Source organism: Paenibacillus riograndensis SBR5, assembly GCF_000981585.1.
Lineage (GTDB): Bacteria > Bacillota > Bacilli > Paenibacillales > Paenibacillaceae > Paenibacillus_AQ > Paenibacillus_AQ riograndensis.
Genome location: NZ_LN831776.1, coordinates 3,155,304 through 3,181,984 on the forward strand (window position 1 = coordinate 3,155,304; position 26,681 = coordinate 3,181,984).

At 51.6% G+C, this 26,681-nt stretch carries 24 protein-coding genes; 13 read left to right on the forward strand and 11 right to left on the reverse strand.

Translation table 11 applies throughout. From position 1 onward, the window contains the following. The first annotated feature begins 27 nt into the window (after nucleotides 1-27). A complete protein-coding gene (locus PRIO_RS12830) occupies nucleotides 28-1,872 on the forward strand; it encodes a cache domain-containing sensor histidine kinase (protein ID WP_020433804.1) in 1,845 nt (614 codons plus the stop codon). Nucleotides 1,873-2,229: 357 nt separating this feature from the next. Here PRIO_RS12830 and PRIO_RS12835 read toward each other — a convergent pair whose 3' ends face one another. Continuing rightward, the gene (locus PRIO_RS12835; RefSeq protein WP_046502721.1) at nucleotides 2,230-2,577 is read right to left on the reverse strand and encodes a VOC family protein; all 348 of its coding nucleotides are present in this window, start codon (nucleotides 2,575-2,577) and stop codon (nucleotides 2,230-2,232) included. A gap of 225 nt (nucleotides 2,578-2,802) precedes the next feature. Between PRIO_RS12835 and PRIO_RS12840 the strand changes: the two genes are divergently transcribed. Genes PRIO_RS12840 through PRIO_RS12855 form a run of 5 tightly spaced genes read left to right on the forward strand, consistent with a single transcriptional unit; the run spans nucleotide 2,803 to nucleotide 7,652 of the window. After that, on the forward strand, nucleotides 2,803-3,768 hold the full coding sequence (locus PRIO_RS12840; protein ID WP_020433807.1) for an ABC transporter permease: 966 nt from the start codon (nucleotides 2,803-2,805) through the stop codon (nucleotides 3,766-3,768). Between the two features lie 22 nt (nucleotides 3,769-3,790). After that, nucleotides 3,791-4,666 (forward strand): carbohydrate ABC transporter permease, encoded by an 876-nt coding sequence (locus tag PRIO_RS12845; RefSeq protein ID WP_020433808.1) that lies wholly within the window; start codon nucleotides 3,791-3,793, stop codon nucleotides 4,664-4,666. A gap of 38 nt (nucleotides 4,667-4,704) precedes the next feature. Next, a complete protein-coding gene (locus PRIO_RS12850; protein WP_052741445.1) occupies nucleotides 4,705-6,252 on the forward strand; it encodes an extracellular solute-binding protein in 1,548 nt (515 codons plus the stop codon). A 15-nt stretch (nucleotides 6,253-6,267) separates the two neighbouring features. Beyond that, nucleotides 6,268-6,585, forward strand: a complete 318-nt coding sequence (locus tag PRIO_RS37200; RefSeq protein WP_197545418.1) for an FAD-dependent oxidoreductase — start codon at nucleotides 6,268-6,270, stop codon at nucleotides 6,583-6,585. Between the two features lie 17 nt (nucleotides 6,586-6,602). Further along, nucleotides 6,603-7,652, forward strand: a complete 1,050-nt coding sequence (locus PRIO_RS12855) for an FAD-dependent oxidoreductase (RefSeq protein ID WP_269451296.1) — start codon at nucleotides 6,603-6,605, stop codon at nucleotides 7,650-7,652. A gap of 1 nt (nucleotide 7,653) precedes the next feature. On the opposite strand, the gene PRIO_RS12860 is transcribed toward PRIO_RS12855, so the two are convergent. The 5 genes from PRIO_RS12860 to PRIO_RS37460 form a co-directional block, all read right to left on the reverse strand. After that, nucleotides 7,654-8,490 carry a YihY/virulence factor BrkB family protein gene (locus PRIO_RS12860; protein ID WP_046502724.1) on the reverse strand — a complete coding sequence of 279 codons (837 nt, stop codon included), beginning with the start codon at nucleotides 8,488-8,490 and terminating at the stop codon, nucleotides 7,654-7,656. Between the two features lie 145 nt (nucleotides 8,491-8,635). Further along, nucleotides 8,636-8,965: an HIT family protein gene (locus tag PRIO_RS12865; RefSeq protein ID WP_020433811.1), complete on the reverse strand. Its 330-nt coding sequence runs from the start codon at nucleotides 8,963-8,965 to the stop codon at nucleotides 8,636-8,638. A gap of 255 nt (nucleotides 8,966-9,220) precedes the next feature. Continuing rightward, entirely contained in the window at nucleotides 9,221-10,675 is a 1,455-nt protein-coding gene (locus PRIO_RS12875) for a transposase (RefSeq protein WP_046501121.1), read from the reverse strand. A gap of 269 nt (nucleotides 10,676-10,944) precedes the next feature. Beyond that, a complete protein-coding gene (locus PRIO_RS12880) occupies nucleotides 10,945-11,808 on the reverse strand; it encodes an SDR family NAD(P)-dependent oxidoreductase (RefSeq protein ID WP_020433598.1) in 864 nt (287 codons plus the stop codon). A 111-nt stretch (nucleotides 11,809-11,919) separates the two neighbouring features. Continuing rightward, nucleotides 11,920-12,021 carry an HAD hydrolase family protein gene (locus PRIO_RS37460; protein WP_141639228.1) on the reverse strand — a complete coding sequence of 34 codons (102 nt, stop codon included), beginning with the start codon at nucleotides 12,019-12,021 and terminating at the stop codon, nucleotides 11,920-11,922. A 110-nt stretch (nucleotides 12,022-12,131) separates the two neighbouring features. Between PRIO_RS37460 and PRIO_RS12885 the strand changes: the two genes are divergently transcribed. The 3 genes from PRIO_RS12885 to PRIO_RS12895 all read left to right on the forward strand — a co-directional run bounded on the left by PRIO_RS12885 (nucleotide 12,132) and on the right by PRIO_RS12895 (nucleotide 14,871). Continuing rightward, nucleotides 12,132-12,587: a MerR family transcriptional regulator gene (locus tag PRIO_RS12885; protein WP_020433596.1), complete on the forward strand. Its 456-nt coding sequence runs from the start codon at nucleotides 12,132-12,134 to the stop codon at nucleotides 12,585-12,587. Nucleotides 12,588-12,751: 164 nt separating this feature from the next. After that, complete coding sequence (locus tag PRIO_RS12890) at nucleotides 12,752-13,849, forward strand: glycerol dehydrogenase (RefSeq protein ID WP_020433594.1); 1,098 nt, start codon at nucleotides 12,752-12,754, stop codon at nucleotides 13,847-13,849. A gap of 89 nt (nucleotides 13,850-13,938) precedes the next feature. Further along, a complete protein-coding gene (locus tag PRIO_RS12895) occupies nucleotides 13,939-14,871 on the forward strand; it encodes a divergent polysaccharide deacetylase family protein (RefSeq protein WP_046502740.1) in 933 nt (310 codons plus the stop codon). Here PRIO_RS12895 and PRIO_RS12900 read toward each other — a convergent pair. Next, nucleotides 14,858-15,688 carry an N-acetylmuramoyl-L-alanine amidase gene (locus tag PRIO_RS12900; protein ID WP_052741446.1) on the reverse strand — a complete coding sequence of 277 codons (831 nt, stop codon included), beginning with the start codon at nucleotides 15,686-15,688 and terminating at the stop codon, nucleotides 14,858-14,860. The genes PRIO_RS12895 and PRIO_RS12900 overlap by 14 nt on opposite strands. A 190-nt stretch (nucleotides 15,689-15,878) precedes the next feature. Here PRIO_RS12900 and PRIO_RS12905 point away from each other — a divergent pair, with 190 nt between their 5' ends. Then, nucleotides 15,879-16,124 (forward strand): YqzE family protein, encoded by a 246-nt coding sequence (locus PRIO_RS12905; protein WP_020433584.1) that lies wholly within the window; start codon nucleotides 15,879-15,881, stop codon nucleotides 16,122-16,124. Nucleotides 16,125-16,507: 383 nt separating this feature from the next. Here PRIO_RS12905 and PRIO_RS33855 read toward each other — a convergent pair whose 3' ends face one another. The 3 genes from PRIO_RS33855 to PRIO_RS12925 form a co-directional block, all read right to left on the reverse strand. After that, nucleotides 16,508-17,584 (reverse strand): hypothetical protein, encoded by a 1,077-nt coding sequence (locus PRIO_RS33855; protein WP_020433583.1) that lies wholly within the window; start codon nucleotides 17,582-17,584, stop codon nucleotides 16,508-16,510. A 156-nt stretch (nucleotides 17,585-17,740) separates the two neighbouring features. Beyond that, nucleotides 17,741-18,811, reverse strand: coding sequence for a YqhG family protein (locus PRIO_RS12920; protein ID WP_046502747.1), 1,071 nt, complete (start codon nucleotides 18,809-18,811; stop codon nucleotides 17,741-17,743). After that, nucleotides 18,808-20,553, reverse strand: coding sequence for a DEAD/DEAH box helicase (locus PRIO_RS12925; RefSeq protein WP_020433580.1), 1,746 nt, complete (start codon nucleotides 20,551-20,553; stop codon nucleotides 18,808-18,810). Before PRIO_RS12925 ends, PRIO_RS12920 begins: the two co-directional genes overlap by 4 nt. A 428-nt stretch (nucleotides 20,554-20,981) precedes the next feature. Here PRIO_RS12925 and PRIO_RS12930 point away from each other — a divergent pair, with 428 nt between their 5' ends. Both PRIO_RS12930 and PRIO_RS12935 read left to right on the forward strand, forming a co-directional pair. Continuing rightward, nucleotides 20,982-23,621 carry an adenosylcobalamin-dependent ribonucleoside-diphosphate reductase gene (locus PRIO_RS12930; RefSeq protein ID WP_046502754.1) on the forward strand — a complete coding sequence of 880 codons (2,640 nt, stop codon included), beginning with the start codon at nucleotides 20,982-20,984 and terminating at the stop codon, nucleotides 23,619-23,621. Nucleotides 23,622-23,957: 336 nt separating this feature from the next. Beyond that, the gene (locus PRIO_RS12935) at nucleotides 23,958-24,248 is read left to right on the forward strand and encodes a hypothetical protein (RefSeq protein WP_052741447.1); all 291 of its coding nucleotides are present in this window, start codon (nucleotides 23,958-23,960) and stop codon (nucleotides 24,246-24,248) included. A gap of 839 nt (nucleotides 24,249-25,087) precedes the next feature. Here PRIO_RS12935 and PRIO_RS12940 read toward each other — a convergent pair. Next, on the reverse strand, nucleotides 25,088-25,630 hold the full coding sequence (locus tag PRIO_RS12940) for a TetR/AcrR family transcriptional regulator (protein WP_020430761.1): 543 nt from the start codon (nucleotides 25,628-25,630) through the stop codon (nucleotides 25,088-25,090). A gap of 206 nt (nucleotides 25,631-25,836) precedes the next feature. Between PRIO_RS12940 and PRIO_RS12945 the strand changes: the two genes are divergently transcribed. Next, entirely contained in the window at nucleotides 25,837-26,592 is a 756-nt protein-coding gene (locus PRIO_RS12945; RefSeq protein ID WP_052741448.1) for a pectin acetylesterase-family hydrolase, read from the forward strand. The last annotated feature ends 89 nt before the right edge of the window (nucleotides 26,593-26,681 follow it).

A 26,681-nucleotide genomic window follows, 5' to 3' on the forward strand; every position in this document is an offset into this window, starting at 1 on the left:
AGCCGGGCAGAGCGGGGGGGGTGAATTATGAAAAAAGCCTGGGCTTATCTGATTGGACTCAGTCAGGGGATTCTCTCTGCGAAAAATTGGCTGCTTGCCTATGTATTGCTCATTCTGCTGCCTGTGTCGATTATGCTCGGCACCTTTTATCAGCGCTCCAATGAGGTTCTGGAGAAGGAAGTGACCCGCACGATGCAGCTCACCCTGAAGCAAGCGGGAATGAACCTGACCTATAAGCTGAACCATATCCGCGACAGCAGCAACTCCGTCTTCATGAACCAGATCCTGTACGACAATCTGCTGCAAAAGGACAAGATTACCGATCAGCTGGGCCAGATCAGGGAACTGCGGAATCTTGCCGAAACCGCCCAGGAGAATGAGGATATTTTCCGGCTGCGGTTTTTTGTTGAGGCTTCCCGGATGTACGGCGGTGACCGGATTAACCTGTATCCGCTGGCGGATATGGACCAATACCCTTGGTACGAAGCTGTGAAGGAGGCTGGCGGGGGCATTGTCTGGACGGGAGTATATCCGGAAATCTATAACGATTATGGGGAAAAGAAGATTTTCTCTGCCGCCCGGCTGCTGCGCAACCCCCGGGACTATGAGGAGATTGTCGGCGTTTTGGTGATGGATGTATCTGAAACGCTGGTACAGGAGATTGTGTCGGAGCTGCAATTCTCGGAGAAGTATGCACCGTATCTGCTTGACGGGCGCGGCAAGCTGATCTATGGAACAACTGGACCTGAAGGTGTGGAATCCGATGCTGCAGCAGGCTCCGAGCAAAAGATGAACCAGCTTCCCGAAGACGTGCTTAGCGCGATTAGCCATTCTGAAGAAGGAGTTGTTAAAAGAACCATTGGCCGCGACAACGTAAATGTGGTATACACGACTGTTGGCACGACAGGCTGGAAGCTGGTTGCACAGGTATCGGAAGCGGAAATCTCGCACCGCGCCACGGCGCTTGGCCAGTTCACCAGTATTGCAACCCTGGCGGGGATCACGGTCATGTTCCTTGTGCTGGTGTTTGTGCTGCTGATGTTCATGATCCAGGGCGTGCAGCGCCGGGTGCAGATGATCCTGCGGATGATCCGCAAGGAGGGGATCGGGTGGCTGGAGGAGCGCCGGTCGATGCCGGACGGGGATTTCCGCCTGCTGGAACGCAGTGTTGATCATCTGATTCATAAGGTGAACAACCTGGTGGAGGAATCCTATCAGGCAAAGATACAGGAGCGTGAAGCCCAGCTGAGGACGCTGCAGGCCCAGATCAATCCCCATTTTCTCTACAACGCCCTGGATATGATTAATTGGTCAGCGATTTCCCATAATGCCGAGGATACCAGCGAAATGATCGAGGCGCTGGCCCAGTATTTCCGGCTAAGTCTGAACAAAGGCCGTGATAATGTCAGCATTGAGGATGAACTGGAGCTGGTGCGGGTGTTCCTGGAGATTCAGCAGAACCGGTTTCCTTCTACCTTCACGTTCTCCATCCAGGCCGAGCCTGGCCTGGAATCTTATATCATCCCCAAGCTGACGCTGCAGCCGCTGGTAGAGAATGCGCTGCTGCATGGCATACGCAAGACGAAATCCAAGCAGGGAACGATTGAAATCTCGGTGCGTCTGGAGAACGGCGATGTTGTCCTGACTGTGGCGGATGACGGCATCGGGATGGACCCGAAGCAGGCGAACCGCCTGCTGCTTGAACCCGCCGCCGGACAGCAGGCGGATGGAATGGAAGGCTCGTTCGGATTATATAATGTGCAGGAAAGAATCCGTTATTTTGCCGGAAACCGCTATGGCCTGTCCATCGAAACGGAACCGGGCAAGGGCACAGTTGTAAGGGTTGCTGTAAAGGCTGTTTTAAGAAAATAAAGTATTTGTTGCACCGATGCCAATCATTCAATAATTTTCCTGGAGGCGGGAATTGGCACGGTGGGCTCAGGTATAGTTGGAAAAAGGGAACTTAATTTCTCCCCAAAATCAACAATTGTGAGATTTAAGTGGAAAAAGGAAACTTAATTGGGCGTCATTCCCTCTTCAGGAGCGAAATGAGCTGAATTAGTGACCCTTTTTCCACTTCACCTGCGAAGAATAGGGGATATGGGGAAATTAGTTATCCTTTTTCCACTTGGAATTGCCGAAGGATTGATAAGGGGCTCTCAAGGAAACGCTAAACTGGAATCCACAACGCAGCGTTGTCCGGTGAAGGATGACGCAGCCGTAAGCTCATTATTTTTCCCAAAGTTCGATCAGCCGGCCTTCAGGATCTTCAATCCAAATAAACTGTCCAAATTCACTGCTCTCTTTTTTCTTTGCAAGAGGTACACCAATTTGTTCAAGATGTTTAATCGTCTCGTCTAGATTATAGACTTGGAAATTTAACATCACTTGTTGTTCTGTCGGAAAATAACTGTCGTTCTCGCTAAAGAACGAAAAGATCGTCTCATTTCCTGCTTGGGGTTTTATCACAGTCCCATTCCAATCTTCTATTTCAACCTGCAACACATCACTGTACCATTTTTTTATAGCTTCAAGATTCCTGGTTCTCCAAAATATTCCTCCGAAACCTTTGATCATCGTATCTGACTCCTGTCTGTTATCAAATTTTTAGCTATCCGAATTTACATTAAATATTCTACGTTATTCTACGTTTAAATTTAAGTTCCATTTTCAACTTTCCTGCCCGCTAAGCGCTTTCGGATTTACAGTCGCCAGAGACCAGAAATAATCAGATTACCCTCTACAAGCCGTTTCCCGTTCCCCGGTATAATCAACTCACAAGCATATGGGGGGTGAGTGATCTTGGGCGCAGGTGCTACGGAGTTGAACCGGAAGAGCAGAGCAGCCGCAGCCAGAAGCAGGTCCGCAGGCAAGTGGAGAATCGCTTGGAGGAACAGGGACTATTATGTGCTGCTGATACCCGGTCTTTTGTTTTTGCTGCTGTTCAAATATACGCCTTTGTATGGCGTACTGATCGCCTTTCAGGACTTTAATATTTTTGACGGCATCAGAGGCAGTGAATGGGTGGGGCTGGAGCAGTTTCACAAGCTGGTCCAGTCCGAAGAGTTCGGACAGGTATTCATGAATACGCTGCTGATCAGCGTGTATAAAATCGTGTTGCTGTTTCCCGTTCCGATAGTCATCGCACTGGTACTGAACGAGGTGCGGCTGATGTTTTTTAAACGAACGATCCAGACGATTATCTATCTTCCGCATTTTCTGTCCTGGGTTATTATTTCCGGATTGTTCGTGACGATTCTCTCCACCTCAGGGGGGCTCGTCAACAACATCATCCAGTGGTTTGGCGGTGAGCCGGTCAGTTTTTTTGTCAGCAACCAGTATTTCCGCAGTCTGGTGGTCTTCACTGCCGGGTGGAAGGAGGTGGGCTGGAATGCCATTGTCTTCATTGCCGCTATCGCCGGGATTGACCAGGAGCAATATGAAGCCGCTTCCATTGACGGGGCAGGCCGGATCCGCCGGATGCTGCATATCTCGCTCCCGGGAATTCTGCCTACTGTGGTGCTGATGTTCATTCTTCGCCTGGGCTCCGTTCTGGATGCCGGGACCGAACAGATTCTAACAATGTATAATCCGGTAGTCTACGAGACGGCTGATGTCATCGGAACCTTTGTATACCGGATCGGCCTTGGCAAAATGGACTACAGCTTCAGCACGGCAGTCGGATTATTCAACTCGGTCGTAGGTTTTATTCTCATTGTCTCCGGCAACTATATCAGCCGCAAGCTGCTGAAGCGCGGGATCTGGTGAGGAAGAAAGGAGCAGCACAACTATGACAAAACGGACTAAAGGCGATCTTTTGCTGGATATCGGGGTATATGCGTTTCTGATTGCCCTGGGACTGATCATGCTGCTGCCCTTGGCGAGTGTTTTCTCCAAAGCCGTCAGCGAAGAGTGGGCGATCACCTCCGGCAAAGTGGGCATTCTGCCCGTAGGGTTCCAGCTCGATACCCTGATGCAAGTCATTTCCTCATCCGTGTTCATCAGGGCCTTCTGTATATCTGTCGGTGTTACCGCCGTTGGGACCATAATTTCTATTCTTATGACGGCGCTTACAGCCTATCCGCTGTCCAAACGCAATCTTCCCGGCATTTCCTTCTGTATGGTGCTGTTCATCTTTACGATGCTGTTCAGCGGCGGATTGATTCCCAATTATCTGCTGATGCGCCAGCTGCACCTCGTAGACAATCTCTGGGTGCTGATTCTGCCGGGAATGATCAGCGTGTTCAACATGCTGGTGATCAAAAGCTATTATGAAAGCCTGCCCGAAGCGCTGGAGGAATCGGCACGGATCGACGGAGCGAAGACTTATACCATTTTGTTCCGGATCATTCTTCCGCTCAGTATGCCCGTGATCGCTACTATTGCACTGTTCTATGCCGTGGGCTACTGGAACGATTATTTCGGCCCGATGATTTACATTAATGACACCGCGCTTAAGACGCTGCAGCTCTACCTGCAGGATGTGGTGATGGACGCAAACAACGCGAATCTCACGAATAAAAGTATAGATGATCTTATGAATATGTCGCCTGAAGGCATCCGCGCAGCCACAGTCGTCGCATCCACGGTGCCGATCCTGCTCGTATATCCGTTTATGCAGAAGTATTTTATCAAAGGGGTGCTGATTGGTTCGGTGAAGGGTTGACCTGCGGATTTTAGAACTTATGGGGAGGTTTAATTCATATGATAATGATAAATAGAAAATGGTTGTCACTTGTGCTGTGTGCGGGGCTTGCGGCATCGATCGCCGGCTGCGGTTCATCCGGCAATACGAACAAGGAAGGGGCGGCAGGAGGTACAGCGGAGCAATCAGCCGGTGCGCAAACAGAGGGCGGCTCCAAACCGGAGCTGAAAACGCTTAATATATGGTCAAAGGATGATTATAACACGTATAAGCTGGCTAAGGTGGTGGAGGAACAAACGGGCTATAAGGTTAAATATGAAATGCTGCCTGCCGACAAGGCGATGGATAAGCTGAATCTGCTGATTTCCTCCGCCGAGCCATACGATGTCATTACCATCACAGGGGAAAAGGCCGCCTATACCGACTATGCCAAAATGGGCGCGCTCGTCGATCTGACGCCGCTGATTGATAAGTATGGAGAGAATATCAAAGCTTCCATCTCTCCGGAATCCTTCGAGGCCATGAAGGTGGACGGCAAAATTTACGCCATTCCGAACCGGACCTCCGAGTTCGTTGGCAGCAGTCTGATGATCCGCACGGATTGGCTCGATAAGCTCGGCCTGAAGATGCCCGCAACACTTGATGAATTAACCGCAGTCCTGAAAGCCTTTAAAGAAAAAGACCCCGGCGGCAACGGCGATAAAGGCGCTCCGCTCTCCATTGACGGCGCACAGGCTACGATGGCTAATGTAACCGGAGCTTTCGGCATTGCCACGGGCTGGAGCGAGGTGGACGGCAAGCTGGTCGCGGCGCCGCTGCAGCCGGGGTTCAAGGAATATCTCAGCTATGCGGCTGACTTGTATAAACAGGGATTGCTGGATAAGGAATTTGCCGTGAACAAGGACGCAACGCTGAAGGAGAAATTCACCAGTGGCCGGGTCGGTGTGATTCCGCTTCCGTGGTATGACATCCCGGGCATTGCCGATGCCTTGACCAAGAACTTCCCGGATGCCAAATATGCATATGTTCCCGCCCTGAAGGGCAAGAACGGGCAGGCAGGCCTGGGGATGAGCGGCGGCTTCGACCGGCTGACGTTTATTCCGAAATCCTCGAAGCACCCGGAAGACGCGATAAAGTGGATCAACGCCAAGCTGGATAAAGACACCTTCAAGCTGATCGCCATTGGCGAAGAAGGCAAGCACTTCACCTACAAAGACGGTGTATACAGCCCGATTCTGCCCCTGTTCACGGATGAGCGCGGGCTTGCGAGCAACTATTTGACCGGGATTGATGAAAAGCTGTATCCCGTCTACTGGCAGGCCCGTGTCCAGAAAGACCCGCGTTTGTTCGCAGGCTTCACCTTCCTGAACAGCGAAATTCCGGCAGAATACCGGATCTCCGATCCGCTGGCGCTGGCGCCGTCCTTACCGGAATATTCGAAGAACAACGCGTCGCTGAATCAAATGATCAATGATTTTGCCGTCAAAGTGATTGTGGGCGAGGAATCTACCGACGCCGTGGCGGCGTTCATCGAGAAATACAACGCCGCCGGCGGAGAAGCCAGCAGCAAGGAAGTCAATGAATGGTATGCTTCGGTGAAGAAATAGCCGGGAGGGAAGCGCATGGGCAGTTACAGAATGAACAGCGAAATACCGCTTCAGGATTCATGGGATGTTATTGTTGTGGGGGGAGGCCCGGCCGGATGCACCGCCGCAGCCGCGGCGGCGCGGGAGGGGGCCAGAACCCTGCTGGTTGAAGCCACAAGCAGCCTGGGCGGAATGGGGACCTCGGGACTTGTCCCGGCGTGGTGCCCATTCTCTGATCTGGAGCAGATCATTTACCGGGGGCTGGCTGTGAAGGTGTTCGAGTCCCTCAAGGCGCAGATGCCGCATGTCCGCAAGGATGCTATGGACTGGGTACCGATGACCCGGAGAAGCTGAAGGTTATCTATGACGACCTGGTCCGGGAGCCGGGGGCAGTCGTTCAGTTCATGACACAGCTTGGGGCGGTAGATACAGATGACAACGGCAAGGTGACGGCGCTGATTACGGCCAGCAAGAACGGACTTCAGGCTCTCCAGGCCAAGGTGTATATCGATTGTACGGGTGATGCGGATGTTGCCGCTTGGGCGGGAGCGGAATATCTCAAGGGAGATACGCAGACCGGTGAGATGATGCCTGCCACACACTGCTTCACCCTGGGTAATGTGGATGAATACGCTTATCTCAATGGTCCGCTGCTGCACAGCAACAACAAAACCAGTCCGATCTATGACATCCTCAAATCAGGCTGCTATCCCCTGATTCCTGATGCGCATATCTGCAACAACATGATCGCCCCCAGAACGGTGGGGTTCAACGCCGGACATTTATGGGAAGTGGATAATACGGATGCCGGGTCCATATCGGAGGCCCTGATGCAGGGCCGCAAGCTGGCTGCAGCCTACAGGGACGCGCTTGCTGAATTTATACCGGCTTCTTTTGGAAGCTCATATGTAGCCAATACGGGATCTTTGCTGGGCGTGCGGGAGACACGGAGAATTACCGGAGATTATGTGCTTAGTGTTGAAGATTATGTGGCCCGCCGCAGCTTTGCGGATGAAATCTGCCGCAACAGCTATTTCATTGATATTCATGGAACGGAGAAGGAAGAAAAGCAGGCCGGAGGCAAACCGGAAGTCATTAAACGTTATGGTCCGGGGGAATCGCACGGTATTCCTTACCGCTGCCTGACACCCCGATCTCTGAAAAATGTATTGGTTGCCGGACGCTCCATTTCTTGTGTACGCGAGGTGCAGGGCAGTGTCAGAGTGATGCCGGTCTGTCTGGCCATGGGTGAAGCTGCCGGAATCGCGGCTGCCATGGCCTCCGCACAGCCAGCGCCTGACGTCCACGCAGTAGATATCGCTGCGCTCCGCAGACGTCTGCGGGAGGAAGGCGCATATCTGCCGCTGACCGAAGCTGAAGCGGCAGATGCAACCGCAGCCGGAAACTTTAAACACCATTGATCTACCGCTTGAGTGAACGCTTCATCAGGATGGCATTGATCTCCCCGCCGGCCAGGATGATGATGGAGCTGATATACAGCCAGATCAGCAGGATCATCACTCCGCCGAGACTGCCGTAGGTTTCGGTGAAATTACTGAACTGGTTGACATAGACGGAGAACAGGATAGAGGTTATGATCCAGCCGAGGGTGGCAAACATCGCGCCGGGCATAACCTCTTTCAGCGTGAGCCTGCGGCTGGGGGCAATCCAGTAGAGCAGGGTGAACACCAGAAACATGACAAACAGCGGGACGGCATATTGCAGCAGGTCCCATATTTTTTGGAAGCCGTAGGGCAAATCGATGAGCAGAAAAACCTGTGTTTTCAGCCAGGTGCCAAGCACCAGCAGCAGAATGCTGAGCAGCACCACCAATCCGATGAACAGGGTAGCCAGAAAGGCAATGCCGCGTATTTTCCAGAACACCCGGCTCTCTTCGATATCATAGGCACGGTTAAGGCCTTTGATAATAGCATTGATTCCTTTGGAAGCCGCCCATAACGTGCCCAGCATCCCGAAGGACAGCAAGGCCTGGCTGCGGCCCTCTGCCACATCCTTCAGAATTTCCTCGATAATCGAGATAGCCTCTGCAGGCATGATCTGCTCCAGATCACGAATTTTGTCCTCTACTGAAATATGGGCATAGCCAATCAGGGTCATAATAAAAATCAGAAAAGGGAACAAGGACAGGATCAAGTAGTAAGTAAGCTGCGCGCTGATCCCCTGCACATCATCCAGTTTCATCTTTTGGTACAGCTGTCTGGAAAAAGAAAATGCTCTTCCGGCGGCGCTTTTCTTCATAATGCCCTCCTCTGCTTATCCTATAATATGCTTATCGGATATATTTAACTCAACCGGGCAGTTTGAATCAGCAGGCGAAGGGGAGATACGATTATGGGGGGGGTAACTGGAACACAGCGCTTGATCGAAGCATTAGACCGGGGAGCTATCGAAGCGGTTCTCCGAAATAAATATGCCAGTGCAGGTGTTTGGAATCCTGATAATCCCCCAGATTGGTAGAGACTCTGCAGGCTCCGTATTTCTCTGTCACCATCGCGGCAACCTGCTTAATCACTCCTAGCAGCTCAAGAAGCGTCTCATTGTCACTTTCCTGCAGCGTAAGTAATGAAGAGATATGCCGCTTGGGGACAGCGACGATGTGAATGGGATAGAATGGCTTGGTATGATAGTAGGCTAATACATGATCAGTTTCGATTACTTTATTGACAGGTGTTTTTCCGCTGAATACTTCGTCACAGTAGAAATCCTCGCTCATAATGAAACCTCCTATTAACTTGAACTCCGTAATTTTCATTGTCGATAAGATGAATTTGCTGATTGCACTTTATGCAACAGAATGCTTATTATTCTGCGCTAAACTGCATTCTATTGTATTTCGTGCAGTAGATTTCTTGATTTTGAGTCAAAAGCGCCATTTTCGCCAGATTCTGCTGTATTTTGGAGTCAATTTCATAATTCAGTTTGCTGAATAGCAAGACTCGGCCAAAATCTAAGGTCATTTTTTAAAAAATCAGGCCACTTGCTGGGAGTTGCGTAACCGCTGGTTTAACTTGTCTAGCGCAAACTTGCTGAGATTGTAAGCTAGTGTACTGAGCTGGAAATCAACTCTTGCCCGGACGCCGCGGTGACGCGTACGTTTCATGCCAAAATACTCTTTAAGATATGCAAAAACTCGCTCCACTGCCGTACGCTTCTTGTACAGCTCTGTAAAGCTCTCGCTACCTCTTGCGGGATAGGTGTGCTTGCGTAAATCCGTTTGTATGCGGATTTTAAACACCTTTTGGCAGCCGGAACCGGAAAGTGGACAGTCTTTGCACTGGCTCGGCTGGGTATACTTCAGCGTTTCGTACTTGGCATCAAAACTGTCGTAGCGGTAGGTATGCCCCTGTGAGCATACGGGATTGTAGTCCGAGTTCATTCCCTTGGGCGGCTCTTTGTGGTGAATCATTGGAATCGTAGGATAGGCGCCTAACGAATGAATCAACTGGTAGATGGCTGCGCTGTCGTACCCTTTGTCTCCCAAGACATGCTTTACGTTTAACCTAGGAAACTTCAGGAGCAGGCCTTTGAGAAGGATAACCGCCATGCGCTGGTCATTCAAATTCGCCGAACTCCATAAGCCACTAAGAATATACTGACAGTCCGCATCGACCAGCAGATTTGCCTTGAACCCGTAATAACTGGTAAGTCTACCTTTCGCATTTTTCTTGTCACAACGCGCGGCATGCCGGGGTAATGCTGCAAGCAATTCATCGTACGTGTAGGGCAGCATCTGTTCAATGGTTTTCTCAAACGGTCCTAGGCTCTCTTCATAAGCTTCCCGTTCCTTGCGCCGACGTTCCTTTTCTTCAGCAGAAGGACGTCCAGGCGGGTAGACGGGTTTTTTGGGCCGCTCGTCCACAGGCTCGGACTCGGGCTCGGTGAGTTCTAGCTGCAGCTGCTGAGCCACCGGAGCATCACTTGGCTTTTTAGCACGGCGGGCCGCGCGGCGTTTGGATGCAGCTTCGCTAAATAGGCTATCCCAAGCCTCAACGATAGAGGAATCCAAAGCGAGATGCATACCCGTAACGAACTCTTCCTCCAGGGCGGACAGCACCAGAGTATCCTGAAGGTCCTCGAGCATGCCCGTTTGCTCAAGCACATGAATCAAACGGGAGTACGAGGCTTCGCTCGGGATGCGGTTGGAACCGGTGAACCGGCACTGCACCCGAAATTCCTCGCTGAATCGAAGTCGCCGGACCAACGCGGATACAAACTCGATGCCCTCCATTTTTGCGATGAGCAGCGAGTAGATCATCGCGGGTACGTTTAGTTCTTCCGGCCGCCCACGGTTGTTCTTTTTTCCAAGCGCGTGCAAGACCGGAGCGAGATTTAAGTGTTCAAAGATCTGACTGTATTTATCTTCCGGTCGCATCAGCAACAAATCCTCAAAGGAAAACAGCTCTTCTTGCCGAATAGAATACATGGGGATTACCTCTTTTCATTCTCGGATGTTGGTTTGGTCACCTATATCTTCGAGATTTGGGGAGGTACTCCCTTTTCTATGCTCAAAAAAACCAATCCTAGCAAGGGTTTTGAATTATGAAATTGTCTCCAGAGTGCAACAGATTCCATATTTCCGCTAGATTCGGGGGGTTCTATTGTAAAAAGTACAATTGAATGCAGATTAGCTCGCGTATATGACCGTATATGCTTCAAATCGTTTTTTTCAGGAGCAAAAGCTCCGGTTTGCGCTCAACCCAACCTACCGGCGGCGGCAAATTCCTGCTCATATATGGCTTGCACCTTCGATAGGACCCTGGAGCTGTATTCTGCGAACTTCAGCTCAGTTATCTGATCCTTGATCAGAAAGACGCCGGGCAGTTTGCTGTGCCGGCCCAAGGCCGCATTGTACAGCAGTCCGGCGCCATGGCTCGGATGCGGGAAGAACAGCTTCATGACCGGCTTCAGCCAGAATGGCAATCCGGAGTCCTTGCCGCTGCGCAGCGTGTTATTGGCTCCCGGGTCTGCGCTCCGGATCATAATTCCTGCTGCGGCCAGCTGCGGCGCAAGCTCCCGGGTCCAGAGGGAGAGGGCCAGCTTGGAGGCGGCATATGGGCCGAGCAGCTTTTTAAACTTGGTGGGATGCTCCAGTGTCTCCGGGTCGAAATGCCTCACGGTCATAGCGGCATTGGAGGAAGTATTGACAACAGTTTTCAGCTGTCCCTTTTGGAGAAGCTCTTGAAGCTCCATGATGATGATATACGGCACTACGGTCTGCAGTTCGAAATGCAGCTCCCGTCCCTGCTTGGAGTAGAGCAGCTCAGGAAAGCTGCCGCCCGCATTGTTGAACAGCAGATCGATCTGCTGCTCCTGCAGCCTGATCTCATTCAAGGCGCGTTTTAGTGCGGTGAAATCACTGAGGTCGGCTTTGTAGATCCGCAGCTGTTTGCTTTTGACAGCCCCGCTGACCAATGAATCGTCACCGGGAAAGCTTGAACGGATCAAGGCGATAATCTGCCAGCCTTCTGCCAGCATTTTACGGGTCAATTCGAGCCCGATTCCGTTGTTTGCTCCTGTAATAAGCGCAGTTCCGCGGTGTTGTTGTCCTATAGTCATTTGTCATTTCTCCTTTTGGGCTTAAGTCTGGGCTGGCGGATTATAACTCTGGGCCTGCCGTGATTGCGCTCAGTGTATAACTTGGAGCCGACTCCAAGTCAAGAGGAGAATTTAGGATTGTTTAAAATGGACTAAGGTGACCACATCCGCATGAAGTTTTACTTCCTCAGGGGCATTTCCCATCGCCACCCCCAGCCCGGTATACGGGCACAAAAGAGAACGAAGGAAATATGGTTGTCTCTAAAAATAAAGTTGACTTGGAGTCAGCTCCAGGTTATACAATGAATGTACATCGTCTAAAATAATCCGCAAGAGGTGATCCTATGAGTGAAACTGGAGCGGGTACCAGCGTGCATATAGTGCAGGGCTATTCCATTAAACAAACTGCTGAGCTAACTGGAATTACGGAGGATACCATCCGGTATTACGAGAAGATCGGATTGCTCCCCCGGGCGCAGCGCAAGGGAAACAGCCACCGTATCTACAGCGACAACGATATTGAGACCATGAAGCTGATTACCTGCCTCAAAAAAACAGGAATGTCGCTGGACGACATGCGTCCATATCTGGATCTGTCATTGGACTCCAACCTGTCCGAATACCCCGAGCTGCATGAAATGATCCTGAATCATAAGCAGAAAATCCTGGATCAGATCGCCTCGCTGCAGCAGATTGTAGACCTGATCGACAGTAAAATTGACCAGAACTACCTCGGACCGCAGGAATGCGAGCTGACCGTTGGCCAGAAAAAGATGCCGGTGCGGCGGACAATCCGATAAAACCCGGAAGCTCTAGCCTTTAGGGGTGGGGCTTTTTTCATTGCACGATTTCCCGCAGCCTGCTTAAAATGAAAGGAATTGGCAAGCATAGGCTTCCGAAGCAGCGCTATTGAGAACATACTCAGGAAGTGTAAGCACGCCAAACTTTCTAGGGGGAATTGCATATGACGCAGATCATTGGTGCTCCGTTCAAATATATTCAGGGCAGCGGCGAGGTTTCCAGGCTTGGACTGTACTGCTCACAGCTTGGGGCGAAAGGGGTTTATGCTGTCGTTGATCCGTTTGTTCGCTCGCTGTATGGAGAAGAGATTACCCGTAGTTTTGAGCAGCATTCCGTTGCGCTCGTTCAGGAGGAATTCAGGGGAGAATGTTCGATTGAGCAGGTGGAGCGTATTGTCTCTGCAGCGCAGGCAGCGGTTAACAGCAATGTCATTGTAGGGATTGGCGGCGGCAAAACCTTGGATACGGCCAAAGCCGTCAGCCACTTTGCGGGTCTTCCTGTGGTTCTCGTTCCAACGGTGGCTTCTACGGATGCGCCATGCAGCGCACTGTCGGTGCTGTACACGGAGGACGGACAATTGGACTGCTACCTCCCTTTGCGGCGCAACCCGGATATGGTGATTGCCGACGTGGATATTATCGCCAAAGCGCCGCCCAGACTGCTGGCTGCAGGTATGGGGGATGCGCTGTCTACTTACTATGAAGCCCGGGCCTGCCGTAGCGCAGGTGCTGTCACCCAGGCCGGGGGCAGCAGCTCCATCGCCGCCTTTGCCCTGGCCAGGGCTTGTCATGACACCCTGATTGCATATGGAGCGGAGGCGCTGCGGGATTGCCGGGAAGGGATCGGGTCAGAAGCGGTTGGGCGGATCGTCGAAGCCAATATTTATCTCAGCGGCATCGGCTTCGAGAGCGGAGGGCTGGCCGCGGCCCATGCGATTCATAATGGTCTTACGCTGCTGGAGGAATGCCGCCACATGCTGCATGGGGAGAAGGTTGCATTTGCCACATTGGCACAGCTGATGCTGGAGCAGGCACCTGCGGAAGAAATCGCAGAGGCCACTGCTTTTTGCCGGATGGCCGGTTTGCCCGTAACCCTGGGCGAGCTGGGCCTGAGCGCTGCAAAGACGGACAGGCTGATGATTGCCGCCGAAGCGAGCTGTGCAGCGGATAACCCGATGGGGAACATGCCGTTTGCCGTTTCGCCGCAGCAGGTGCTGGATGCTATGCTTGCGGCAGACCGGCAGGGACAGCAGGCTTCCTGACGATTGTTAATAATTGCGCAGCCGGACAGTACATATTTATCCTTCGTGTTCCAAACAATGAGAACTAGAACTCGAAGGAGGCGTTCCCTATGAAGAAGGGCAAACGTATGGTTAAGCGCATCAAGATGTATTTTTACCCTGCCGCAGTTTTTATATTAGCCCTCTGCGCTGCAATTCCGCCCGCATTTGGGGCCGGTCTTCCGCAGGCTGTCCATCACAGCGGGGGGGACAAAGCAGCAGCTGTCCTGCTGGCTGAGCCTGCTGCGCCAAACGGCGGCCGCAGCTCCAGGGTGCAGTCTGCGGAGGACAGCGCAAGGCGGAGCCGTGTAGCCATCATCATCGATGATTTCGGCAACGGTATGAAGGGGACTGACGAGATGTTTGCGCTCCCGGTCAAATTCACCGTAGCGGTAATGCCATTCCTGCCGACCTCGGTGAAGGATGCCACCAGGGCTCATGAGCTGGGGCTTGATGTGCTGGTGCATCTGCCCATGGAGCCGCGCCAGGGCAAACCGGAATGGCTGGGTCCCGGAGCCGTCCTGACCCGGATGAGCGATGCGGAGGTCCGGAAATCGGTCGAGGCAGCACTGGATAATGTTCCGTTTGCCATCGGAATCAACAATCACATGGGCTCCAAGGTAACCGGGGATGAGCGGGTCATGGGGATTGTGCTGGCGGTCTGCAAGGAACGCGGATTGTTTTTTGTCGACAGCCATACCAATTACCGGTCCGTTGCCGGAAGAATGGCGCAGGAGATCGGACTGCCCCCGGTGGAGAATCACATTTTTCTGGACGATGTTCATACCTCAGCCCACGTCGTGAAGCAAATGCGGCTGGTGCAGGAAAAGGCGCTGAATCAAAACTATTGTGTAACCATCGGACATGTCGGCATCCACGGAAAAGAAACCGCCGCAGGTATCCGCAGCGGCATTGCCGTATTGAAGGACAGTGTTGAATTTGTCGGAATCTCCGAGCTGGTCAAGGACCAATGGAAATGGAATTCCCGGGTTACACTTCCATAAGATAGGCAGCAATGCCGACCGCAATGGCTTCGGCAATTTCCTCCTGGCCTTTCGGGCTGCACAGCCTGCTCCGGTCACTCGGGCTGCTAATGAATCCCGCCTCAACGATAACCGTTGTGGCGGTTATTTTGTTGAGCAGATAAAAGGGTTTCCCTACCATGGGTTCCGCCTTTACACCATAGAGCTGGTTCAACTGGTCCTGAATTGACTTTGCCAGCAGGAAGCTGCGACCTTCTTGGCGGTACAAAACCAAAGGCCCCTGTTTCGCCGGGGATCGCGCCCAATTGATATGAATACTGACCACCACGTTCGCCGGCAGTGTCTCCGCCAGCTCTTTCCGCTGGGCCAGATCCTTCATATGCCGCGAGGAGCTGCGGAGCCAGCGGTTTTCGTCACTGGGCGCATAGTCGCCGGTCCGGTTCAGGATGGCATCAAAGCCATCGCTGCGCAGCAGCAGGAACAGACGGCGGGAAATCGCCAGTGTAATATCTTTTTCCAGAATGGGGCCGTGCGAGGTGCCTCCGTCGATGCCTCCATGGCCTGCATCAATCAGAATGATCCGTTGATCATGGCCCAGCATCTGCTGGCGTTTCGGACTTGCTTCCGTCCCGGAAGCCCTGGAAGTCCCGGAAGTTGCGGAAGTCCCGGAAGTCCCGGAAGCCCCGGTAACCCCGGAAACTCCGTGTTCCCCGGGTACCGCCTGTGCCCCCGCTCCCGTTCCTGACATGAGCGACAGCAGCAGTCCTGCTGTTGTCAGAAGCAGCCACAAACGCCGGGTCTGCACTGCCGGGGGGGCCGCTGGGGTTTGTGTTTTCAATTGAATGACCTCCTTGCCCAGGATATTGATCTTTTGGGATGGATACTATGTTAGAGTGCGCCGCCGCAGGCGAACCTATACGAAATACAGGACAATGGTTTAGGGAGAGGCAGATTGGAGCAGACTAGATACATGAAGCTTATAGCTGACAAAGGGGAATAACCGATCAAAGGAAACAGGAGGTGCCAAGATGGCTTCCGGCGGAGATGATCTGGTGAAGTTTATTACGGAGAAGGTAGTCGTCTATATGGAAGACCCGCGGGCCAGCCGGGAACGCAGAAAGGCCGGGAAGCAGCCGTGGGCGGAAAAATGGTTCGGGATGCTTCCGCTTGGCTGGTCTATATGGCGCAGCAAGTGGGCCCGCGGCGGCAAATCCGACAGGACTCGGGCGGCTTCGCCAGACAAAAATAAAGACATGGAGAAACTCGGAACGTAGTAAGCCGCCATATCGATTAAATTAAAAAACTGGGCTAGTCATTCTTAGTGGGAAAAAGTACCACTAATTGAACTGGTTTGGCTTGTGGAAGCTGCTATGTTGGAAAAAGTACCACTAATTCGGCTGAAAGCGGCTATATGGGATGAAGATGCACGAATTAGGTGTACAAAATCCAACTAAAACCTGCTGAAGCCAGGATTTCAGAAAATTAGTTTTACTTTTTCCACTTCGCTCTGGTTCATTATGAGCCACATTACTTATCCCAAACTTTCAAGTTCTTTCAGTTCAACTCATATAGCGGAAATTACAACAAAAAGAACCTTCTCATGCCGGTTCGACGGCAAAAGAAGGTTCTTTGGCTTGCGCTTATTGCAATAATAGTATCATTTGCGGGGCGGAACCGCTCCTGGCGCAGAACCGAGAGTAGTGCGGCTGCGTTCCTTAGTCAGCGTGTGCAGGGTACCGCTGTCCAGCAGCACCGCCAGCGGGAGATACCGCTTGCCTTCCGGACCGGAAGCGGCATACACAATGGCCGCCCCGCCGCTTGCCGTGCCGGTGCCGGAGGCGGATAAGCCCCAGTTCTGGCAGCCGGTAATCATAAACGGACCTCCAAACGCGTCATTGCGGCCCGGAGACTGAAAGGCAAGGCTGCCCCCGGAAGCGAGAGCAAGCGCGAATTGGTTTCCGCTCAGGGGAGCCAGCGGAGGCGCTGACAGCCACAGCAAATCGGCATAGGGATCATCCTGCCCCCCAGTCTGGTAGGCGGGAAGGGGAGCAAGGCCGGGTTCCAGGCTGGATATTGCGCCGGCAGCGGCAGATTTCGCATGAAGCATATCCTCTGCCTTGCTTATACTCCATGGCAGAACCTGCAGTACGGATGCGTTAATATACAGGGTTTTGTTGTCTATCGTTAACTTCCATAACGGCAGCAGGGGAGCGTAGAGTGCCGTAAGTTCCAATTGTCCGGATAAGTTGGACGGGATAAGTTCCTGCTGCGCCAGAAACTGGCGCAGATCCTGCAAGCTGTAGGGGAGGCCGTAGCTTCCGGCTCCGTATTCACTGAGCATATAACCGCCTTGATCCTTAGCGGTAATAATTAAATAGCCGATCCGCTGCTCTCCGTCCATAACATTGACGAGCCAGCTGTGGGTTCCCGGTCCCAAGGGATAATATTCGGTGCCGGCATTTTTCCAGGAGGTGAAAGGCGGGTCGGCAGACAGCTTGTTAATGGTCAGACGGGCGAAGTCCTGCACCGAATCCGGTGAAGCCATCCATTTCATTTCAAGTAAAGGCAAAGAGGGTTGGGAGACCGCCTGCGTAACGGTTACCCGGGTACCTGTGGCGGACAGCTCGGCAGGAAATGCGGAACCCGCTGAATAAAGGGTAAGTCCCAGACACAGACAGAGGAGGAGCCGTACACGCCGTCCGAGCCTGTCCGTCTGCCTTGCTTTTATCTTCATTTGTCGTTCACCTTTCCTAAAATATAAAAATTTTCACACGGTTCATCCTGCTTCTATTGTAGGGGACAAGCTTCAAAAAGACTGTTGCTTGCTGTCGCGCGGGCGTGCAGGAATTCCGCTGTTTTTTTGCCTGCTTTTAGCGAGCCGGGTCGCATCTTATGTGCTCCGCAGGTGGAAGAGGCCATAGGTTACGGCAGAAACTGCAATCTGCGGTTCATACTGCCAAGCCGTTTCCTTGCGGCGGCGGTTGTACTGTTCAAGGGTGGCCAGTCTTTTTTCCTCATCCTGCTCTTTGAGCAGTTCCTGGTAGTATATATCCACAATGTCCAGCTCCAGCCGCAGCCGTTCGCGTGCCTCCTCGGCCCAACTGTAGTCCATGAGGGCCAGCTTGGAGGTCAAATAGCCTTCGAGCCGGCCGGCCCCGTCAGCAACAGTCAGCTCGAAGGGCTGAATGTGAATATTCTCGGGCAGGCGCGGGGTCAGTTCCCGGGAGGCCAGTTTCGCTTCAAAGTCCGGGATGATTAGCCCGGTGGTGAGGGAGACGCCGATAAAATGCAGCTCTTCGCGCTTCAGATCGCAGCTCATCTCCACCTTGTAGCAGACAGCGAGCCATGGCTCATAGGCAGCCGAGAATAAGGTCATCCGTTGTCTGCTTCCCGGGTCCTCAAAGAGCTGCAGGCATTTGCCTTCATCCCGGGCGGCTGCCCAGATCTGCCGCAGCCGCTTGCTGCCGTAGATAATGTCCTCGCGCCTGATCATGCCGGGACCGATCCGGGGCAGCGCCGGAACGACCCCGAAAAAACGGGCGAGAATGCTGTCCTGCGGATCAGCCGGGAGCCCGGGCGGCCCCATTGGCGGGCCGCCAACAGTGATGCCGCCGGTGTCTGCGGCGGCTTCCATCCCGGCCGCTCCAGCTCCGGCCGGCAGACCCGCAGCGCTTGCGGGGTTCCCCGGGCGCAGCGGCCGGGAAGGAGGGGCCGCCTGCGCCGCAGCGGCCAGATTGTCGTACTTCTCCGGCTCGAAGACGAAGGTGAAAGACAGCGTCTCCGGGTCCACGCCCGTCCGCTCGACAAACCCCCAGTAATAAGGCCGGTCCGTAAGCATCCGGTCCGCACGCGGCGAGAGCTTCACCGTTACATGCAGCGGCGACGCCTCGATAATCGAGCATTCCGTCGCCTCCAGGTAATCCATCACATGCCTGCGTATTTCCTGAGCGGTGAGCGTCATGCTTCTGCCTCCTGTCCGTCCCGCATCCCGTGGGTCAGCTCACTCAGCGAGTCGCCTATGTGATCCACGCCGCTGCGCAGCTCCTCGTCACTGCGGGCTTCGAGCATGATCTTATAGAGGCTTTTTTCCAGCGATTCCTTCTTCTCAAAGCGCTCCAGAATCACGTCTAGCCCGCCGATCACCATCTCGAACATGTTGATCTTCTCATGCAGCAGATGGAGAATATGCTCCTCAATGGTGCCTTCGGTAGATAGATTGTAGATGACCACATCATTCTCCTGGCCCAGCCGGTGCACCCGGCCGATGCGCTGCTCGACCCGCATCGGGTTCCAGGGCAGATCGAAATTGATCATATGGTGACAGAACTGCAGGTTGATGCCCTCGCCCCCGGCTTCCGTGGCAATCATCACCTGGGCGCGGCCGCGGAAGAGATCCATCATCCAGTCCTTTTTGCCCCGGTTCATGCCGCCGGAGTAGGTGACGCACTGGAGCCCGTGATCGCGGAAATACTGCAGGAGATACTCCTGGGTGGCCCGGTATTCAGTGAACACAATCACCTTTTCGTTCATTTCCCGGATCAGCTCCATGGTCTTCTCCGCTTTCGTGTTGGTTTTGACCGTGCGGATGGTCTGAAGCAGCTCCATCATCCGGTCGCGCTTGGGAGAATCGGCCGGAAGCTTTTTGATCAGATTGACGAGAGTGATGAATACGGCATCCCGGCTGCTGCATACCTCCCGCTGAAGTGTGACCAGAGAGAGCATGCTGCTGAGATTGCCGCCAGCCTCCTGATATTGGTCTTTGACAAAAGCGGTGACACCGTCATATAATACTTTTTCCTCCGGTGAGAGCGTGAGCGGTATATTGCGCACTTTGCGCTTCGTGAAGGTGACCGGACCTTCGCCGCGGCGGTTGCGGATCATGACTTTGGAGAGCTCATCCCGAAGCTGGACTTCATTCTTCGGCTGGCGCTTGTCCACCACGAAATTAGTGGCAAAATCCCCCTGGTTTCCAAGCTGGCCCGGCTTCAGCAGCGTAATCAGATTGAACAGCTCCCCGAGATCGTTTTGAACCGGAGTCGCGGTGAGCAGCAGGCAGTATTTTTTGCGGAGCTGCTGAACGAACAGGTAGTTGGAGGATTTTTTGTTTTTGAGTTTATGGGCTTCATCGATAACCAGCATGTCGTATTCATTGTTCAGCAGCATTTCCTTATGCGGGTCCCGCTTGGCGGTATCCATAGAGGCGACCACAATGTCATTGCTCCAGGAGTAGGATTTCTTCTGGGCTACAGCGGAGATCCCGAATTTGGTATTCAGCTCGCGCACCCATTGCAGCACCAGTGAAGCGGGAACAAGAATGAGCACTCTGGCCACAAGTCCCCGCACCAGATATTCCTTCAGCACAAGCCCGGCTTCTATCGTCTTGCCAAGCCCGACTTCGTCGGCGAGAATGGCGCGTCCTGACATTTGGAACAGTACCTTATGGGCGGTATCAAGCTGGTGGGGGAGCGGGGACAGCCCGGACAGATGCTTCATGCACTGCAGCTCATCAAAGCTGGTGACAAGCCCGGACTTCTCGCCCTCGACGGCCAGCCTGGATAATCTCCAGTCTCCCCAAGGTCCGCCCTTGTCCAGCCTTGACTCTAAATCATTCAGCCAGTTTCGTTCAAAAGACAGGGGAACAGGAAGCAGGGGAGCCGAGGTACCCGCCTCTTCGGGCAGGGAATTGCGGAATAATTGCGTCATGTTGCAGCCTCCTCCGGTGCTTGGTTCATATCGAACGCGTAGCAGTAGTATGCTCTTAAAAGAGAGAATTCATAACCTGCTATTTTCGGCCGGATGTTGTAAAATAGCGAGCAAGAGGGAGTAAAAGTGCCATCTTTTGCCGATATTTCGGCGAGATGCTCCTATTTTCGAAAAAGACCTTCCACACAATATGTGGTATAGTTGAAAAGCTGACTGACACAATATATTGTTACAAATGCTTGAAATTTTTGATTACAACGGGCATTTTGCGGTTATTTTTTATTGACAAGGGATTCTTCCTGAGTGCACGCCGGCTGCGGCGGATTCCCGCAAAGTTTCTGCTGAAATATAGGGATTTATAGATCAGCGCCATGAGGCATCCTTGTATTTCATGGTTTACATATCACAATATCCGGGAGGTTTTTCTATTGAGTACAGTGGAACGCAAGCAGCGTCTTGAGGGTCTGAGCGAAAAAATATTTTTGGACCGCTACGCCTGGAAGGATGCGGACAGCAACAATGCCAAGGTAGGCGATGTGGTGCTTGTGCTGACCAAAGACGATCCGAAATTCCCTACCAAGGAAGTCGGAGAAATTGTTGAACGTACCGGGCGTATCGTAACGGTAAAAACACGCAGCGGCGAGCTTGTAGAGTCCGATGTGGAGAAGCTGACGCTTAACATAGAGAAGACCCCGGAAGAAATGTGGGACCGGCTTGCCTCCGCTATGGCTTCCGTAGAGTCTACCCCTGAGCTTCAGGAAGAGTGGACAGGCAAATTCCGGTCGATTCTGGATGACTGGAAGCTTGTTCCGGGCGGCCGGATTGCCGCAGGTGCCGGAGCAAGCGAAGAACTGACACTGTTCAACTGCTATGTTGTGCCTTCGCCAAAAGACAGCCGGGGCGGCATCATGCAGACGCTGTCCGAAATGACTGAAATCATGGCCCGCGGCGGCGGAGTCGGCATTAACCTGTCCTCGCTGCGCCCGCGCCGCGCGATTGTCAGAGGCGTGAACGGCTCATCCAGCGGCTCCGTATCCTGGGGCGGACTGTTCAGCTACACAACCGGACTGATTGAGCAGGGCGGAAGCCGCCGCGGCGCGCTGATGCTGATGATCAATGACTGGCATCCGGATGTTGTCGATTTCATCACCGTGAAGCAGACCATGGGTCAGGTGACAAATGCCAACCTGTCGGTATGCGTGAGCAACTCTTTTATGAAGGCTGTGAAGGAGGATCTGGACTGGGAGCTGGTCTTCCCGGATACCACCGATCCTGATTATGATGCAGTCTGGGACGGCGATCTGGATAAATGGAAGGCTGACGGACGCGCAGTCATTCCTTACCGCACGGTCAAGGCCCGCGATGTCTGGCATACCATTATTGAATCGGCCTGGAAATCGGCTGAGCCGGGCGTCGTATTTATGGAATACTATAATCAGATGTCCAACAGCTGGTACTTCAACCCGATTATCTGCACGAATCCGTGCGGTGAGCAGGGTCTGCCGGGCTGGGGCGTGTGCAATCTGTCTGCCGTCAACCTCTCCAAATTCTATGATGCGGAGAATCATGATGTGGATTGGGCTGATCTTGCGACGACTACCCGCTATTCCGTCCGTTTTCTGGACAACGTCATTGACAAGACACCGTACCACTTCCCGGAAAATGAAGCCAATCAGCGCAAGGAACGCCGCGTAGGTCTGGGAACCATGGGTCTGGCCGAGCTGATGATCAAGCTGAACATCCGCTATGGCAGCCCGGAATCGCTGGAGTTCCTGGACAAGCTCTACGGCTTCATGGCCCGCGAAGCGTACCTGGCTTCGTCCGAAATTGCCGGTGAGAAGGGTTCCTTCCAGGCCTTTGATACAGAGAAATATCTGCTGAGCGGATTTATGAAAAACATCACCGAAACCTACCCTGAAGTAGGTGAAGCGATCCGTAAGAACGGCATGCGCAATGTTACCGTTATTACTCAGGCACCTACAGGCAGCACGGGGACCATGGTCGGCACCTCGACCGGGATCGAGCCTTATTTTGCCTTCAAATACTTCCGTCAGAGCCGTCTCGGCTACGACGAGCAATTCGTGCCGATTGCCCAGGAATGGCTGGAAGCCCATCCCGGTGAAGAGCTTCCGGATTACTTCGTGACCTCGATGGATCTGTCCGCCAAGGATCATATCCGGGCGCAGGCGGCAATCCAGCGCTGGGTGGACAGCTCGATCTCCAAAACGGCGAACTGCCCGTCCGATTTCACCGTTGAGGAAACGGCAGAGCTGTATGAAATGGCCTTCGATCTGGGCTGCAAAGGCGTAACGATCTACCGTGACGGCAGCCGTGACGTACAGGTGCTGGAAACCTCGAAGAAGGAAGACAAGAAGGATGCAGCGGCAGCTGAAGGAGCAGCTCCGGCTGCTGAACCGGCTGCAACAGCTGGCGCGGTTGCAGCCACTGCTCCTGCGCCGCAGGGAAGCGCAGTAGACAAACAATACAAAAAACGCCCGCAGGTGCTGCGCGGCGCTACCTATAAGATCAACACGCCGTTCGGCATGGCGTATATCACCATCAATGACCTGGACGGCATTCCGGCCGAAATCTTCCTGAATGTCGGCAAAGCCGGCTCCGACGTCTTCGCCATGGCCGAAGCGCTGGGCCGTGTCTGCTCGCTGTTCCTGCGCTACGGCGACCACGGCGAGAAGGTTGAGCTGCTGATCAAGCATCTCAAGGGTATCGGCGGCTCCGGCGCCATCGGCTTCGGCGCGAACCGCGTCGAGTCCATTGCCGACGCAGTAGCGAAAGCCCTGGAAACCCATGTGCTGAACAACGCCCATGACGACCATGTGCCCGCTCCAATCGCGGCCACACTGGAGCTGGATTTCAACGAAGCGCTCAGCGCCGAGCTGAAATCCAGCGTCCCGGCGGCAGCTTCCACCGATGACGGCCACGGCGGCCACAGTGCGCACAGCCACGCCACCGCCTCCCGCGACCTCTGCCCATCCTGCGGCAGCGCCTCGCTGATCAACATCGAAGGCTGCAAGACCTGCAGCAACTGCGGGTATAGCCGGTGCGGGTAAGGGGATAGAGGATTGATGTGAAAGTCGCCTCCGTTGCAAAATTTTAATTAGATATATTATTAACATACACGACAGCAAGAATTTATTGCTGTCGTGTTTTAATTTTACTGTGAATGATTAATTGAAATTCGACGAATATGGGCTGGTTTATTATTATGGCGAGGGAGGATAGTTTTATGGCTCTTTATGTTACGCAATACTATATTTTGGAAATTATGTAATTGTTCAAAATTTTTAAGGGCTTTTCTAAATCTTCCATCTCCATTGAAATGCTCCGGGTCATTCTAGGCGAAGCCAAGATTACGTACCAAAACACAAAAACATGGAAGGATTTAAATGACCCAGACTTTGAGTCTAAAAAAACGAATCGAAGGCCTCCACCAGAACCCACCAACGGATGGGCGTGTAATTTGTATGGATGAATTTGGCCCGCTTTCTCTTCAACCTTATCGCGGGAAGGGTTGGTTTCAACAACGAAGACCGGTCCGGCTGCGGGCGACCTTCAACCGTCCGCTTGGAGTCAAGCATCTGCTTGTGACATTGGATTTGAAAACAGACCAACTCTACGGCCATGCTTCAAAAACGAAGAAGCATCAGGATATTCTTCGGCACCCTTATGAAGATTAATTTTCGCCAATCTGGATTTAAAAGTGTAAGTCGAAGTGATTCTTTATTTTTACCAGTGTATGAGCTTTGGTTTTACTCACAGCTTGTCTAGTTATACCGAGGAAGTAAGCAATATCAGTATCTGTTTGATCCCTAACATATTTTAGAAACAAGATTTTCTTTTCTATAGGACTTAAATTAAGTTCTTGAATTATTTGCGAAATAGCTTGTTTATCTTCAACTTGTAATAAAGAAGGTAATTAAATATTTACACTGAAACTATAATTTCGAGCTTTCTTTTCATCAAGTAAAGTCGTATGCGAAGAATGGTATATTTTTTTCTAAAGTAATCTCCACTTGAACGTCGTAAGCATGTTTTCACATAGCTGCTAAATACCTTTAGTATTGCATCTTTATCTTTGTTACCATTTCGCATCATTCCATCTCCTTTCAAGTATTAAATGGGGAAGATAGACTCGAAAAGGGCAACTGAGATGTAGGAAAAAGAATAAAATGTAATAAATGTTCGTTTATTGTAATTAGTGACACTCATATATTTTCTATAACATAAATGAAAAGACGACAGACTGAAGTTGAAGCGAGCTTGAAAAGTTCAAGGCATGCCCCGCATGGTATACTTGTGGAATCTGACCCAGCAAAAAAATTCGGAGTGTGGCCACACCGACTTGCTTGCCGTTTATACGCTCCTATACATAACACGAAAAAACGGAGTTCGCATTTTTTTACGTTCCCTCCGTTTCCTTGGCTCTTTTGATTGTCCAAATCATGCTTTCCGCACGCGAAAAGTCTTTGCCATCCATAGATCTGTAAGATCCCTCAAAAGATGATTGGAATTTTTCTTAAAGTCCTAAGTTCTTAAACATATCTGCCATTTCAGTTGCAGATTCCTTCATTCCTCTTTGAAACCATACTTCGACCCAACCATATAACGTGTAGGCAACAAAGGCTTTTGAATAGGCCTCTATTTTAGAAGATTCAGGCTTCAATCCACAGATTTCTACGACAACATCCTTCAGGAGATAGACAAGTCCTCTTTCATTGAGCAAACGGTAAAAATCCAGATGGTCTTCAATGTGTGTGAAGAGTGCGCGAATTAAATCACTTAACGGCCTCTCGATACCCTCACTGTAATTATGATATTCATCCATAAAGCTCTGAAATAGCAGGTCGATATAAGCTTTTAAAATATCCTCTTTTTCTGTGTAATTGCGATAAAAGGATACTCTACCTACACCGGCTCCTTCGCACAGTTCGCTGATGGAAATGTCACTAATGGGCTTATCCCGTAACAAGACCAAAAGAGTATTTGTAAGACGCTCAGTGACATAGGCGTTTCGACCTTGGTTGCTCATCGGTGAAACAATTTGCAGGTTTTGTTCCATTTTCACGCCTCCTGTTGACAGTTATGCCATCCGCCGATACGATTGTATCGGCGAAACAAGTGTAACAATATGCGATGTTATAGTCAATAAAGGGTTTTGGCGAGAATGGAATAGAATCGGCTACTCATTCTGCCACTGGTGATCTTAATAGTTGGCTGAAAATCTAGACCGTTACATGTCAACAGAAAAATAGTGGAGGAATAGGGATGAAAAAAGTTTTGAAAATTTTAGGGATAATCATTATTTTTATTTTGCTTATTTTATTTTTGGTTTACAAATTTATTTTGCAATATCCAAAGTTGAAAGAAAACCCGGAAGTTGGTAAATGGTATCGCGTCACTAGTAGTGAAATGAAATCATCGGATGGTAGCCACTATCGAGCCTTTTTCAAAAAAGGCAGTGAAAATAAAGTGCTTGTTTATTTCGCAGGTGGTGGAGTTAGCGTTAGTGCAGAAACAGCTAAAGAAGATATGTATAATAAAAAGGTTATTGGTATTGATAGGCTTGCAAATTTAACTATGAATATGGGGGGGATTGCTACTGATTCAGATTCAAATCCTTTCAAAGATTGGACTGTAATTGCATTTCCATATGCAACAGGTGATTTTCATGCAGGAACCGGGGAGCTAAAGTATACAGACAAAAGTGGCAAAGAAAAGATACTTTATCATTACGGTTATAAAAACTATAGTGCTGTGATGCAAAAGGTTATGGAGCGTTCTAATATTGATAACCCTGAGGCAGTTGTAGTTACAAGTTATAGTGCCGGTGGCTTTGGAGCATCTTTACTTGCCGATGATGTATTTACCAATTACTATCCGAAAGCTAAAAGTAAAACAGTTTTAGTAGATGCTTCTTTACTTTTAAACGATGATTGGCATAATGTTGCAAAAGACGTCTGGAAAACCCCGGCAGAAATATCTGCAAGACTAAAAACAAACATATCTTGTTGCATTATTTAGTCTTCATTAGTCGAAGGGTATGTCTTGTCAACTAAATCCAGCCCGTAATCTTCCAGCTTGCCATTAACCGCATTCATTGCCCATTCGGA